Source organism: Desulfocurvus thunnarius, from assembly GCF_055390965.1.
On record NZ_AP042411.1, the window covers coordinates 1,082,086 to 1,097,772 of the forward strand.

3 protein-coding genes, 1 other RNA gene and 2 CRISPR repeat arrays (1 of these 6 only partly in view) are annotated in these 15,687 nt (G+C 68.1%); of the genes, 1 reads left to right on the forward strand and 3 read right to left on the reverse strand.

The window, feature by feature from the left end:
• Positions 1 to 2 precede the first annotated feature (2 nt).
• The 3 genes from ACZ5KV_RS04735 to ACZ5KV_RS04745 all read right to left on the reverse strand — a co-directional run bounded on the left by ACZ5KV_RS04735 (position 3) and on the right by ACZ5KV_RS04745 (position 3,135).
• Entirely contained in the window at positions 3 to 917 is a 915-nt protein-coding gene (locus ACZ5KV_RS04735; protein ID WP_464241198.1) for an AAA family ATPase, read from the reverse strand.
• A gap of 625 nt (positions 918 to 1,542) precedes the next feature.
• Entirely contained in the window at positions 1,543 to 2,778 is a 1,236-nt protein-coding gene (locus tag ACZ5KV_RS04740) for a type II toxin-antitoxin system HipA family toxin (protein ID WP_464241199.1), read from the reverse strand.
• 9 nt (positions 2,779 to 2,787) lie between these two features.
• Positions 2,788 to 3,135 (reverse strand): helix-turn-helix domain-containing protein, encoded by a 348-nt coding sequence (locus ACZ5KV_RS04745; protein ID WP_464241200.1) that lies wholly within the window; start codon positions 3,133 to 3,135, stop codon positions 2,788 to 2,790.
• Positions 3,136 to 3,506: 371 nt separating this feature from the next.
• Positions 3,507 to 4,384: a CRISPR direct-repeat array (repeat unit 31 nt; unit sequence GTTTCAATCCACGCCCCCGCGAGGGGGCGAC).
• Between the two features lie 821 nt (positions 4,385 to 5,205).
• Between ACZ5KV_RS04745 and ACZ5KV_RS04750 the strand changes: the two genes are divergently transcribed.
• Positions 5,206 to 5,267, forward strand: an RNA gene (locus ACZ5KV_RS04750) — hammerhead ribozyme type II.
• A gap of 646 nt (positions 5,268 to 5,913) precedes the next feature.
• Positions 5,914 to 15,687: direct repeats of the CRISPR family, unit length 31 nt; unit sequence GTTTCAATCCACGCCCCCGCGAGGGGGCGAC (it continues 3,518 nt past the right edge of the window).

Below are 15,687 nucleotides of genomic sequence, written 5' to 3' on the forward strand. Positions count from 1 at the left end.
GATCAGGGCACCGGGACCTCGGCCAGCAACGCGGCCAGCCTGGCTGCGGGCAGGGCGTCCAGGGTGTCCCGGGCGCGCAGCCTGTGGACGGCCACAAAGGGCAACACGGCCTGAACGTCCTCGGGCAGCACCATGGCCCGGCCATGGATATGGGCCCAGGCCTTGGCCGCGGCGGCCAGCCCCAGGCCAGCCCGGGGTGAAAGCCCGATGTGGAAATGGTCCGAAACGCGGGTGAATTCCAGCAAGTCCATGATGTAGTCCAGCAGCGCCCGCGAGAGGCCGGTGGCGGCGGCCTGACGGCGGGCCTGCTCCACGTCGGGCATGCCGGGGCAGGGCTCCATGTCCGCCAGCAGATGACGCGCGCCGCCGTCGGCCAGGAGCCCCATCTCGGCCTCGCGGCCAGGATACCCCAGGTCCAGGCACATCAGAAAACGGTCCAACTGGGATTCAGGCAGAGGGTAGGTGCCTGCGTATTCCAGGGGATTCTGAGTCGCCACCACGAAGAACGGCTGCTCCAGGGGGCGGGTCTGGCCGTCCATGGAGACCTGGTTTTCCTCCATGGCTTCCAGCAGGGCGCTCTGCGTCTTGGGTGTGGCCCGGTTGATTTCATCGACCAGCAGGACGTTGGTGAACACGGGCCCGGGATGGAACACGAATTCCCGGCCCGAGGGGGTCGGCATGGAGACGCCCAACACATCGCCGGGCAGCATGTCGCTGGTGAACTGCACGCGCCGAAAGCCCAGGCCCAGGCAGAGGGCAAGGCCTTGGGCCAACGTGGTTTTGCCCATGCCCGGGTGGTCCTCGATGAGAAGATGCCCGCGAGCCAGGAGGCACGCCAGGGCCAGGGCGATGCGGTCATCCTTGTCCCGGATCACCCGGCGCATGCGCTCCACCACATGGGAATAGGGGGGAGTCACGACCCCGCCGCGGTCATTGCCAACCATAGTCTGATCCCCCATCAACTGTTCCGCCCGGCTGTTGCAAAAGTGTCCCCTCCCGGATTTCAGATTCTCCGGCGATGCATTCTCCCTGGCTCCCCGCCTGCCCGATGGCAACCCGGCATTCGGGTGGAAATCTTCCGGAGCCGCCGCGGGGCCGGGCGGAAGCGTCCACGACGCCGCCTGGAAGGACCGGGACGACCTGGTTGGCGTCCAGCGGCAAAAACCCGCACGGGGAAAGGAAATCAGCGCAATGCCGCCGGATACCGCACCGGGGCGGCGGCCCCGGACGCCTCGCGGATGCATCATGGCAGACCGGACCGACGGAGCCGGAGGCGCCAACCAGAGCGCGCGACGCTCCACCAACATGGCCGAATCCGGCCCTGACAAAATACCGTGGAGACGATCATGGAAAACGCGGTCCGGGGATATGGGCGTCGCATTCCAGGCAACGAGCGTTTCCTTCCGCCCGCCCGGTCACCCGAAGCCATGCAGCCTCCCCTTGCTCCGGAGGATTGTCTCGGATTTGTGAGCGTTTTTCAATATGCCCGAGCCAGGGCGATGCCAATCGGCGGAGGGAGCCCAAAGTTTCACACCCCGTCGTCTACAGCGCCAACCGATACGCCTCTTCCAACAGCCGGACCTTGCTTTCCGGAACACCGGCGCGCTCGTTCTCCATGCGCCAATGGCCCTTCACGGTCGCCAGCACCTCGTCGGCGATCGCCCCGGCCTCGGCAGGGCCGAGCCCGAAAACCTCCGGCTGCGAAAGCGCGTTCTCCACGCTGGCCTGGGTGCCATGCGCTCCCGCCTCCAGGGTCAGGCGCTGGAATGCGCCCCCCTCGCGCCGTGGCTGGGGAACGATGTCGTATGCGGGCGACAGGCGCCAGCCACGGATGGCCGGGTCGTAGAGAAATCCCGTGTTCTTGAGGTGATCGTCCCAATTGTTGCACAGGATATTGAAAAGCATCCGCCGGAACAGTTCCTCAAGGTCCGACCCCAACCACTGCGCGCCCACGAAACGCCTGATGGCCAGGGCGATGTCCCGGTACCCGCCGACCTCCATCCTGTCCGCGCCGGTCAGCGTCCGCGCCGAGAGAAAATGGCGACGCACCCCGCCCGGCTCCCGGTCGAACCGCTCGACGAGGAACACGTCCCGCCCGCCCACCTGGACGAGTTCACAGGGCGGCACCCTGATGCCGCACCGCCCGGCCAGGGCCAGGGCCGCCAGTTCGATGCGGCACGTCGGCCATTGCTCCCTTTCGCGGGAAAACTTGGCGATCATGGGCCGCCCGTCGAACAACACGGGGGCCTTGGGCTGCGCCCCGCCCAGAGAGGAACCGCGGACCAGGAACCGGCGGAATATCTCCGGCAGTTCGGCAAGTCCGCCCTCCACGGCGTCGATGAACCGGAGCATCCGCCCGAGGTCCAGAGTTTCGCCCGGCAGTTCGCTTGGCCGCCACGAAGGGGTGAACGGTCTGGGTCCGTCGAGATCAGGGCCGAACCCCAGGGCGCCGATACGGTGCTCAAGGCCGGGGACAGTCAGATAGTCGAACTCCGAGGGCGCGCGCCCTTCGGCCTCGGCGGCACGGTCCAGCAGATGGCGCCCCCAGCCGTCGGGGCTCGCGTCGTCGAAGGCGCGGAACACGCCCCCCGTCTGGTACCCGCCCGACCCCAGGGGGAGTTGGAAAGGGTCCAGGGCCAGCGCGTCAGACCGCTCGAGGTAGCGTCGGCCATAGGCAAAGGAAGACACCACAGCCGCCCCTTCCTGCCGCATTTCGAGCAACCCGGCGGGGACGAAACCGCCCCCGAGGAAGATGTAGACGTATGCCTTGTCATCCATCGCCGCCCCCTAGAAATCCAGTTCGTCCTTCTTCGGGGTGCGGGAACGGGCGCGCTGCCGTCCGCGAACTTCCTGCAACGCCAGGCCCGTGGCGTCCGCCGCCGGGCTGGCCACGGCCTCAAGGCCGCCTAGCAACCCGAGGACATCGAGAACCTGGACCAGCACTCCCACTCCCACGGTCGGCTCGCCGCGCTCAAGGCGCATCAGTGTCGTGTGGCTGGTCAGCGTGCGCCTGGCCAGCTCGGCCTGCGTCATGTTGCGGCGCATCCGGGCCGCCCTGATGTTCGCGCCCACCCGCTCCAACACCGCCCGGCCCTGGGGAGTCAACGCCTTGGACGATTTCGAATCCTTGCCCATATACTCTCCTAGCATATAAGATAGGTAAAGCTCGTTTAGCGAAGTTATATGCTAGTTTCCAAAGCTTGTCGAGCAGGCAGACAAAAGGACGGAGCCAGGACCGCCCCTTATTTCATGACCTGACGCCACAGGAACCCTGCACCCCCCCCCGGCACCCAAGGACCGACAAGGGGCCTTTTCCCAATACGCTGCCGACAAAAAACGAAAGACTGCCCTCGCCAATGAGGGCGGCCCCCCTTTCTGTTCCTCAAGGAATGCGAGTGGCGCTTCAATGCCGGTGATCATAAATGGTCATCGGCCATCTGAAAAAGTAGATCAAGTCGAGGCAATAAACTCGCTTGTCCAGAACGGTTCTTGAAAATACTCGACCAAGTTCAATCCACGCCCCCGCGAGGAGGCGACTTGCCGCCTGTTCCGATGATCCGGTGCCCTGGCGTTTCAATCCACGCCCCCGCGAGGGGGCGACCCGGGCAGCCCATGCGCCTGCCGGGCTTTTTGAGGTTTCAATCCACGCCCCCGCGAGGGGGCGACACGTACAGCGCGCAGCCCTCTCCCTTGCACGGTTTGTTTCAATCCACGCCCCCGCGAGGGGGCGACCCTCTCGCGGGTGGAGCTGGCGGCCCTGGCCGAGGTTTCAATCCACGCCCCCGCGAGGGGGCGACGCGCACTCCGGCGTGCGCTTGATCAGCGTCCCGCGTTTCAATCCACGCCCCCGCGATGGGGCGACCCACCGCCTGTCGTGGCGCGCCAGGCGCATTGCGGTTTCAATCCACGCCCCCGCGAGGGGGCGACTCCAGCGGTGCGAAATGGTCGAGCTGAGGCCCATGTTTCAATCCACGCCCCCGCGAGGGGGCGACGATCTCGACACCCTCCTGTGGTGGCTCCGGCCCGAGTTTCAATCCACGCCCCCGCGAGGGGGCGACCCAGAGGCAACGCGAACGGAAATTCTTTCCTCCCGTTTCAATCCACGCTCCCGCGAGGGGGCGACGGTCGACCTGGTCGCTGCTGCCTTCGCCCCCAAGTTTCAATCCACGCCCCCGCGAGGGGGCGACACTTCAAGGCAGGCCATCTATATGGTACTTGCATGTTTCAATCCACGCCCCCGCGAGGGGGCGACAGTAGCGAGGACACCATGGGCACCCCCTACCAGGAGTTTCAATCCACGCCCCCGCGAGGGGGCGACTGAACGCCTCGGGCAGGTTGAAGACGTTGTACTTGTTTCAATCCACGCCCCCGCGAGGGGGCGACAGATAGACAAACATCAGTCTGTTAAAGCTAGCGTTGTTTCAATCCACGCCCCGCGAGGGGGCGACTCAACCGCGACCTGGTGCGACCGTTCGTGGACCTGTTTCAATCCACGCCCCCGCGAGGGGGCGACGGACGACGCCACGGCCATCTGGTTCTTCCAGGTCGTTTCAATCCACGCCCCCGCGAGGGGGCGACCATCGCGCGGGGCGTCCCGCTGCCAGTTGTCCAAGTTTCAATCCACGCCCCCGCGAGGGGGCGACCTCACCAGCAACCCAGGAGGGCCCATGCTGGCTGAGTTTCAATCCACGCCCCCGCGAGGGGGCGACACCTGTGCAAGGTGACCAAGGTTGTCGAGGCCGTGTTTCAATCCACGCCCCCGCGAGGGGGCGACGCCTGCGGCTCCGTGGGCAGCTCGTCCAGGTCCAGTTTCAATCCACGCCCCCGCGAGGGGGCGACCGCTGGCCAAGGCGGACCTGCTGGCGCTGTACGTGTTTCAATCCACGCCCCCGCGAGGGGGCGACCCTATCCCCTGGGCTGGGAGCTGATGCCCACGGAGTTTCAATCCACGCCCCCGCGAGGGGGCGACCGCCGCCTTCAAGGCGGAGTACGAGGGGTCGGCGGTTTCAATCCACGCCCCCGCGAGGGGGCGACGCTGACGCGGCGGGTGAGCGACCGGTGTTACATCGGTTTCAATCCACGCCCCCGCGAGGGGGCGACAGGCCGTGCTCCGTGGTCGAGTACACGCCGTTCTCGTTTCAATCCACGCCCCCGCGAGGGGGCGACGTGACTCTCCAGGGCCGTCGCCGCCTCTTTCTCGTTTCAATCCACGCCCCCGCGAGGGGGCGACCGGGGCGTGGCGGCCCGGGCCTGACGAGCAGCCAGTTTCAATCCACGCCCCCGCGAGGGGGCGACGGGGTTCATGCAGCGCTTCGGCCTGACCCTGCGCGTTTCAATCCACGCCCCCGCGAGGGGGCGACCAGCGAGCCCAGATGTTCGGCTCTCCCCTGGCCCAGTTTCAATCCACGCCCCCGCGAGGGGGCGACGCCTTGGCCGTGGCGGGCATCGGCGTCCTCGACGGTTTCAATCCACGCCCCCGCGAGGGGGCGACCCCCGGGGCGCGCTGCCGGGGGGCGCACATGCAGGTTTCAATCCACGCCCCCGCGAGGGGGCGACCGGGGATGGCCTGCTCCATGCGCCGGGCCCAGGCGTTTCAATCCACGCCCCCGCGAGGGGGCGACCATCCTTCCGCCCCGCCTGGTGCCAATCGCTCTGTTTCAATCCACGCCCCCGCGAGGGGGCGACGGTCGTCTTCGTGGTCTGCGAGGGCGCGATGATGTTTCAATCCACGCCCCCGCGAGGGGGCGACAGCAGGTTCTGGCTCATGGTGCGCCCCCCAGGAGGGTTTCAATCCACGCCCCCGCGAGGGGGCGACCTCAGCATTAACGAGCCTGGAGCAGTTTGGCTTGTTTCAATCCACGCCCCGCGAGGGGGCGACGCGGCAAAGCGCAGGTTGCTCTCCGGGTAGGCCAGGTTTCAATCCACGCCCCCGCGAGGGGGCGACTGGTGGAGATAGGCCGCTTCCGCGCGGAGCGTGGTTTCAATCCACGCCCCCGCGAGGGGGCGACGTCGTCCGCCGCTTTCGTCGTGGTGCGCCACCTCGTTTCAATCCACGCCCCCGCGAGGGGGCGACAGTCCATCGGCTGGAACTGCGAGGTCACGGGCTCATTTCAATCCACGCCCCCGCGAGGGGGCGACCGTCTGGATGGGCCGGGTTCCGTCGTCGATTTCCAGTTTCAATCCACGCCCCCGCGAGGGGGCGACTCCCATGCTCGGCAAAGTCCAGGTCAACAACCTGTTTCAATCCACGCCCCCGCGAGGGGGCGACGCTGGAGGAGCCGTTGTACTGCATCATCAACGGCGTTTCAATCCACGCCCCCGCGAGGGGGCGACCGCTGCGGGTGCTCTTCCAGGACCTGACGCTGCTGTTTCAATCCACGCCCCCGCGAGGGGGCGACCAGCACAGGCCATCGCTCCCGGCACGGCCCGTGGGTTTCAATCCACGCCCCCGCGAGGGGGCGACCGTCCGCCGAGGCGGCGGCCATGGGCGCGGCGATGTTTCAATCCACGCCCCCGCGAGGGGGCGACCTGGGCGTGGTCGGGCTGGACTACCCGGCGGTTGTTTCAATCCACGCCCCCGCGAGGGGGCGACCTGCCCCGCCGCGCATCAGCAGGCCCAGCCCGCCGTTTCAATCCACGCCCCCGCGAGGGGGCGACCGCAGCAGGCTGCGGTCGATGCCCAACTGGTCCATGTTTCAATCCACGCCCCCGCGAGGGGGCGACACCGGGGACGATGATGATGTCATGCCCGGCCGAGTTTCAATCCACGCCCCCGCGAGGGGGCGACTCGCCGACCTCGACCTCGAAGACAATCGAGGACAGTTTCAATCCACGCCCCCGCGAGGGGGCGACCGGGCGCAGGGTCCACCGGGTCGGCGGCGGAATCGTTTCAATCCACGCCCCCGCGAGGGGGCGACAGTTTCAGACGGCTGTCGACCTCTGAAGTGAAGCGGTTTCAATCCACGCCCCCGCGAGGGGGCGACCCAGTCACCCGACAGCCTGAGCCCCTTGGACTCGTTTCAATCCACGCCCCCGCGAGGGGGCGACCGATGTCCGTACGCTTGACGCCGACCGTGCTCTCGTTTCAATCCACGCCCCCGCGAGGGGGCGACGCGCTGCCCAGCCGCATTGAGCGGGGAGGACAGCGTTTCAATCCACGCCCCCGCGAGGGGGCGACGCATGGGCATGCCGTGTATCTCCAGGTACTCCGCGTTTCAATCCACGCCCCCGCGAGGGGGCGACCCCCTGGGCCACGCTGGCCTCGTGCCAGACGCTGCGTTTCAATCCACGCCCCCGCGAGGGGGCGACCACTTTGATATCCACATGGAGACAGGCTACACCGGTTTCAATCCACGCCCCCGCGAGGGGGCGACCTGCTGGGCCAGCGGGAGTTCCGCAAATTTTTTCAGTTTCAATCCACGCCCCCGCGAGGGGGCGACGGGGGGGGCGTATATTTTTGTTTCAACGTTACAGTTTCAATCCACGCCCCCGCGAGGGGGCGACATCCGGGTACGCCCCTTGTGGACCCTGAAACGCAGTTTCAATCCACGCCCCCGCGAGGGGGCGACGCGCCCGCACTCGGCGCACGGCTTGGGGGCCGAGTTTCAATCCACGCCCCCGCGAGGGGGCGACCCCGGGTCGTCCATGAGCCACAGTGCTGGTGTTATGTTTCAATCCACGCCCCCGCGAGGGGGCGACTGAGGTGGATGCCGTTTGGCCCTGGGATTTTCCCAGTTTCAATCCACGCCCCCGCGAGGGGGCGACCATCCACACACAGGGTCCAGGTGATGTTCTGGTGGTTTCAATCCACGCCCCCGCGAGGGGGCGACAAGCCCGCCTGTAAAAATTTTTACATCCGAGTGGTTTCAATCCACGCCCCCGCGAGGGGGCGACAAAATGCTGACTACGACATTGGTTGATGTCCACGTTTCAATCCACGCCCCCGCGAGGGGGCGACCAGTGCCGGGCCGCCGAGGCCACCAAAATGATGTTGTTTCAATCCACGCCCCCGCGAGGGGGCGACCAACGTGACCAACCTCAAAAAGGCCGCAGCCGGAGTTTCAATCCACGCCCCCGCGAGGGGGCGACGCGTGTGCCTCGCGGGCGGGGTGGACGCGCAGGGGTTTCAATCCACGCCCCCGCGAGGGGGCGACTGTTGCGCAGCTCCTTGATCATCGGCCCCAGCAATGTTTCAATCCACGCCCCCGCGAGGGGGCGACGCTACGCATGTTCCGCATCGTCCCTGGCGAGAGCCCGTTTCAATCCACGCCCCCGCGAGGGGGCGACCGGCCACGGGGCCGGGCATGGACATCGGGGCCAGGGTTTCAATCCACGCCCCCGCGAGGGGGCGACCGCGCGGGCTGGACAAGGTGCTGGCGGCCACGGCGTTTCAATCCACGCCCCCGCGAGGGGGCGACCCCATCAGGATGTTGGCGGTCTCCACCTCGTAGTCGTTTCAATCCACGCCCCCGCGAGGGGGCGACATGGAGCCGCGCGAGCTGGTGCGGCCCGTGTTCGTTTCAATCCACGCCCCCGCGAGGGGGCGACGCCCCAGCTCGCGTACGTGCTGGGCTTGGCGATGTTTCAATCCACGCCCCCGCGAGGGGGCGACGCGCGGCGGGGGTGCGCGGGGAGATCATGGCCGTGTTTCAATCCACGCCCCCGCGAGGGGGCGACCAGGGCTTCGTTGGGCATGCCGAGGATCACGGGTTTCAATCCACGCCCCCGCGAGGGGGCGACTTGCCGTCCGCGTCCCGGTAGCCCGCCTCCGCTCCGTTTCAATCCACGCCCCCGCGAGGGGGCGACCGCGACCATCCACGCCCAGGCCAGGGAGGAGAGGTTTCAATCCACGCCCCCGCGAGGGGGCGACCGCATTGTACAGGTCATCCTGCCGCGGCCACTCAAGTTTCAATCCACGCCCCCGCGAGGGGGCGACGGGCGCCGCGGGCGTGAGCATCCTCGACCTGCTCGTTTCAATCCACGCCCCCGCGAGGGGGCGACCATCTCTGCGAGACGATCCTCCAGCCCCTGCGCGTTTCAATCCACGCCCCCGCGAGGGGGCGACAAGTCTGTGTGCCACCGGGCAGCGCCGAGGAAGTGTTTCAATCCACGCCCCCGCGAGGGGGCGACCTCCTCCGACCCGATGAGCTTCTTCGCCCGCTGAAGTTTCAATCCACGCCCCCGCGAGGGGGCGACGAGTTCGATGATGTGTTGGTTGCCTTCTCCGGAGGGTTTCAATCCACGCCCCCGCGAGGGGGCGACACGAGATCGTCAGGCTGGCAGGTTGGGCCACGCCGTTTCAATCCACGCCCCCGCGAGGGGGCGACCTGGTGGGGCGTGGAGACGGCCTGTGTGGCCGGTTTCAATCCACGCCCCCGCGAGGGGGCGACGCCGCACCCCCCGCTCGGTGAGCACGCAGGCCATGTTTCAATCCACGCCCCCGCGAGGGGGCGACTACAGGTTGTCGCCCAGGCTCACGCGCCAGGCCAGGTTTCAATCCACGCCCCCGCGAGGGGGCGACATCAGCGTGGGCGGCGCGCTGGCCAACAGCGCCAAGTTTCAATCCACGCCCCCGCGAGGGGGCGACGCCCGTTCCACATGGAAGCCACGTTCCACGCCATGTTTCAATCCACGCCCCCGCGAGGGGGCGACCCGCGCTCCGGGTTCACTGTCTCTGACGCCGACCTGTTTCAATCCACGCCCCCGCGAGGGGGCGACGCCCGGGGATGTGTGGTTCGTCAGCTTGACACATAGTTTCAATCCACGCCCCCGCGAGGGGGCGACAGGGCTTCGAGCTGCATAAAAGTCTTCCCCAGGCCGTTTCAATCCACGCCCCCGCGAGGGGGCGACAGCAGGTTGGGCGTCAGGTAGTCCATCTGCTGCCGTTTCAATCCACGCCCCCGCGAGGGGGCGACGAACTCGCATGCCCACAACATCGACCTGCGGGCGTTTCAATCCACGCCCCCGCGAGGGGGCGACTGGAGGGTGCTCGCACCCGGGAAATCTCCCCACAGTTTCAATCCACGCCCCCGCGAGGGGGCGACGGGTGCTGCTGGTGCACCTGCGGCGGGAGGTGCGGGTTTCAATCCACGCCCCCGCGAGGGGGCGACTACCATGCCAATAGTCTGCTACTATCTGCCAGAGGTTTCAATCCACGCCCCCGCGAGGGGGCGACACGCCCCGCGCTCCACCACGCCCATCTGGTTGAGGTTTCAATCCACGCCCCCGCGAGGGGGCGACGCGCCGGGCGGCCTCGGCCCGGGTCGAGCGGGCCGTTTCAATCCACGCCCCCGCGAGGGGGCGACCAGCGGGACGCCCCGCGCGATGAGCCGCGAGGCGTTTCAATCCACGCCCCCGCGAGGGGGCGACTTTCGCCCTTGACGATGGCGATGATGGCCAGGACGTTTCAATCCACGCCCCCGCGAGGGGGCGACGCCCGGCCCCTCCCCAACATCTGCGCCAACCTGGAGTTTCAATCCACGCCCCCGCGAGGGGGCGACGAGATTCATGGGGCGCTTCTGCCCCAAGGCGAGGTTTCAATCCACGCCCCCGCGAGGGGGCGACCCCAGGCCTCCAGCTCCAGCGCGTCCCGGTCCGTGTTTCAATCCACGCCCCCGCGAGGGGGCGACGCGAGGCGAACGTGTGGCGCAGCGTGTGCGGGACGTTTCAATCCACGCCCCCGCGAGGGGGCGACGGCCGGGTCGTCGCCGATCACGTAATCCTCCCGGTTTCAATCCACGCCCCCGCGAGGGGGCGACGGACGCGCGTGCCGTGGCGGTAGTATCGGATGGTGTTTCAATCCACGCCCCCGCGAGGGGGCGACCCCAGGCCTCCAGCTCCAGCGCGTCCCGGTCCGTGTTTCAATCCACGCCCCCGCGAGGGGGCGACGTACGCTGGCTATCAGGCCGAGCGGGAGTTCGAGTTTCAATCCACGCCCCCGCGAGGGGGCGACTCAACCGCGTCGGCAGCAGATTTTTCACTGCGCCGTTTCAATCCACGCCCCCGCGAGGGGGCGACCCGCCCACCGTGGGCGCCCGGTCGACGATCTCGTGGTTTCAATCCACGCCCCCGCGAGGGGGCGACGGGCATGCGAGTTCCCGCCGCCGACCGCGACGACGGTTTCAATCCACGCCCCCGCGAGGGGGCGACTCCAGCCGCGCCACGAGCATCCCCGTGCGCTCCTCGTTTCAATCCACGCCCCCGCGAGGGGGCGACGTAGAGCTGGAGGGAGGACTTGGCCGCGCTGTGGTTTCAATCCACGCCCCCGCGAGGGGGCGACCTGCTCGCCCCGCTCATTGCGGGGCTTGAACCCGGTTTCAATCCACGCCCCCGCGAGGGGGCGACAGGCCAGGAAGGGGGTGGAGTGATGGCCAGATGGTTTCAATCCACGCCCCCGCGAGGGGGCGACCCGCCCGCGCGGCAATGCCGGGGCGTTCAGCTCCGGTTTCAATCCACGCCCCCGCGAGGGGGCGACCCGTCCCGGCGGCGGGAGCGGAGGCGTAGCCCATGTTTCAATCCACGCCCCCGCGAGGGGGCGACCGCTGCCGAGCAAATGGCGCCGCCTGCTGGAAGTTTCAATCCACGCCCCCGCGAGGGGGCGACCTGGGCGTGCGGGCCGAGGGCGGCGGCGCCCGGTTTCAATCCACGCCCCCGCGAGGGGGCGACTCGCGGTATTCTACGCCCGGGTATTTGGTCTTGTTGTTTCAATCCACGCCCCCGCGAGGGGGCGACACCGCCGCACGATTTCCCGCACCACCTCAACCGGTTTCAATCCACGCCCCCGCGAGGGGGCGACCGGCTAGGTCGCTGCGGGTGAACTCGTCCAGGAAGTTTCAATCCACGCCCCCGCGAGGGGGCGACTGTAGCGCACTTCGCGCTCGGACACGTTGAGGCAGTTTCAATCCACGCCCCCGCGAGGGGGCGACGCCCGGTCAGCAGCGCGGCAAGGCCAGCGGCGTTGTTTCAATCCACGCCCCCGCGAGGGGGCGACTCCAGGGCCTTAATCCGCCCCATGAACCACTCGATGTTTCAATCCACGCCCCCGCGAGGGGGCGACCACCCGCAGGCCCACGCCGCGTACCTGGAGGAGGTGTTTCAATCCACGCCCCCGCGAGGGGGCGACTGCCTGGGAGCCGGAGCCCGAGGCGCAGCCAGCTGGTTTCAATCCACGCCCCCGCGAGGGGGCGACTGGCGCACCTGGAGGCCGTGCGCGCGGCCATGGAGTTTCAATCCACGCCCCCGCGAGGGGGCGACGTGGGGCCTGGGGCTGGCCCGGGCGCTGGGGCTGTGTTTCAATCCACGCCCCCGCGAGGGGGCGACCCGACACGGGCGATGGGCACGTCCCGGCAGACCAGGTTTCAATCCACGCCCCCGCGAGGGGGCGACTCGGTGAACAGGGGCAGCAGCCCGAGCGCGGAGTGTTTCAATCCACGCCCCCGCGAGGGGGCGACGGCCGACGCGACCCGGGCGGCTCTGTGCGCCACCCGTGTTTCAATCCACGCCCCCGCGAGGGGGCGACTGCGCGAGGCCCAGCAAGCCCAGGCGGCCATTGCCGTTTCAATCCACGCCCCCGCGAGGGGGCGACAGGCCCGTGGCCACGGCCCTGGCCGTGGATATGGGGTTTCAATCCACGCCCCCGCGAGGGGGCGACAAACCAGGGGCGACTACACATGCAGACGATGACCGTTTCAATCCACGCCCCCGCGAGGGGGCGACCGTGGAGAAACTGGTTCTGGGCCAGGCGAGAGCCGTTTCAATCCACGCCCCCGCGAGGGGGCGACTCGTGCTTGCCTCGTTCCAGACCGAGGATGGCGCAGTTTCAATCCACGCCCCCGCGAGGGGGCGACACACCTCCGCGGGTCGGCGGGGGGCGGGGAAAAGTTTCAATCCACGCCCCCGCGAGGGGGCGACCGATCCGCCCCGGCCCTACCCGCCGGGCGACGCGGTTTCAATCCACGCCCCCGCGAGGGGGCGACTTTCCCGTCGTCGCGGGCCAGCGCGGGGGCAAGTTTCAATCCACGCCCCCGCGAGGGGGCGACTCCACACCGAGCGGAGCATCGTCAACCATGTAAGTTTCAATCCACGCCCCCGCGAGGGGGCGACCCCTGGCCCTGGACCGCAAGGCGGACGCGCTTCAGGTTTCAATCCACGCCCCCGCGAGGGGGCGACCGGGCCCGCCGCAGGGCCGAGCGCGGAGACCCGCAGTTTCAATCCACGCCCCCGCGAGGGGGCGACGTGAACAAATCATGTTGCATACGGATTTGGACGACGTTTCAATCCACGCCCCCGCGAGGGGGCGACCTTTGCGGCCAACCACCTGGAATACGAAGAGAGGTTTCAATCCACGCCCCCGCGAGGGGGCGACGGATGTCCCGGTGTCCCAGCACCTCCGCCCCCGGGTTTCAATCCACGCCCCCGCGAGGGGGCGACGCGAGATTCAAGAGCGTGGAGAGCGGAGAGTAGAGTTTCAATCCACGCCCCCGCGAGGGGGCGACAGTAAGAGGAGGACGCCATGTATCCCAAGAAAGGTTTCAATCCACGCCCCCGCGAGGGGGCGACTCCAGTGGAAGTATTGCAGCGCCTGCAAGGCGTAGTTTCAATCCACGCCCCCGCGAGGGGGCGACTTTTCGGCGCGCGAGATGGGCCGGGGGCTGCACCTGTTTCAATCCACGCCCCCGCGAGGGGGCGACACGGACCGGCGCAAATTCATGGCGGCGCGGGTGGTTTCAATCCACGCCCCCGCGAGGGGGCGACCCATGGACCTGGCCGACCACTACGAGCGGCGGGCCGTTTCAATCCACGCCCCCGCGAGGGGGCGACCTGACCATCACCGATGGCAGCCTGGGCAAGCGCATGTTTCAATCCACGCCCCCGCGAGGGGGCGACCTTGCGCCATTTGCCCACGGGGTCCCGCGCCCCCGGGTTTCAATCCACGCCCCCGCGAGGGGGCGACTGCAGCAAGGTCCACGTCCATGGCCTGGAGGGCGTTTCAATCCACGCCCCCGCGAGGGGGCGACGCAGTTCTTGGGGCAGGTGTTCAACGGGGATGAGGTTTCAATCCACGCCCCCGCGAGGGGGCGACATTGTCGTTTTGGTGGTCTGCGAGGGCGCGATGATGTTTCAATCCACGCCCCCGCGAGGGGGCGACTACCTCCCCCTTCCCCTCGTATAAGATAAGAACTGGTTTCAATCCACGCCCCCGCGAGGGGGCGACCCCGCCACCATGCGCATCTCCCGCCGGGCCCACTCGTTTCAATCCACGCCCCCGCGAGGGGGCGACCCGCGCACCCCCGCCGCGCGGCACAGCGCCAGGTTTCAATCCACGCCCCCGCGAGGGGGCGACAGGCCGCCGCCAGCCATGACCAGCGGCGGGGTGGTTTCAATCCACGCCCCCGCGAGGGGGCGACCGAGATAGACCCGTTCGCCGCCGCCTGGCTGCGCGTTTCAATCCACGCCCCCGCGAGGGGGCGACTCCGGCCCCAGGCGCGGCAGCAGCCGCGCCACGTTTCAATCCACGCCCCCGCGAGGGGGCGACCCACCTCCCGACCTGCCAGCCAGGCCCGCACGTCGTTTCAATCCACGCCCCCGCGAGGGGGCGACCGCCCGTGACGGCCTGGGGCCTGCCGCACGCGCTGTTTCAATCCACGCCCCCGCGAGGGGGCGACTACAACTTGATTACAAATGTAGTCACAGGGTGGGTTTCAATCCACGCCCCCGCGAGGGGGCGACTGGACGAACAGCGTCTGTATACCATCGATGATTAGTTTCAATCCACGCCCCCGCGAGGGGGCGACTGATTACTTTGACGTGCGAAGGGGCCTTCCACTCGTTTCAATCCACGCCCCCGCGAGGGGGCGACCGACGTAACTAACCCGGCCGCCACCCTTGAGCCAGTTTCAATCCACGCCCCCGCGAGGGGGCGACAGTGCCGGGCCGCCGAGGCCGTCAAAATGATGTTGTTTCAATCCACGCCCCCGCGAGGGGGCGACGGGTGGACGCTCAGAAGAGTGAGTACCCCGGGATGTTTCAATCCACGCCCCCGCGAGGGGGCGACTTGTTCGCCTCATTTTTCAATGCCCTGCACTGGGTTTCAATCCACGCCCCCGCGAGGGGGCGACTGTCCATGCAGTTACACATGACGGAGTAGCGGTGGTTTCAATCCACGCCCCCGCGAGGGGGCGACAAGCATGTCCTTTTGGCTCCGTCCGAGCTGCCCGTTTCAATCCACGCCCCCGCGAGGGGGCGACCTGATCGCCCTCGGCGGGCTGGCGGAACTCGTGGTTTCAATCCACGCCCCCGCGAGGGGGCGACGCATCTTTTCAACAATGTTGAAATTGGGCTTCTTGTTTCAATCCACGCCCCCGCGAGGGGGCGACGGTTCGCCCCCGCCAAGGGCCTCAAGGGGGCGGTGTTTCAATCCACGCCCCCGCGAGGGGGCGACCAGCGCACACGGTCGTCGCACCCGTTTTTGCTCTAGTTTCAATCCACGCCCCCGCGAGGGGGCGACAATATGGCGTTCGACACGGCGATGCAGCTGTCGGTTTCAATCCACGCCCCCGCGAGGGGGCGACCCTGGGTGTGGGGCAGACGCCCCGCCGCCGCCCCAGTTTCAATCCACGCCCCCGCGAGGGGGCGACGATGGGAAAACAACCCGATATCCAAAATTTTACAGTTTCAATCCACGCCCCC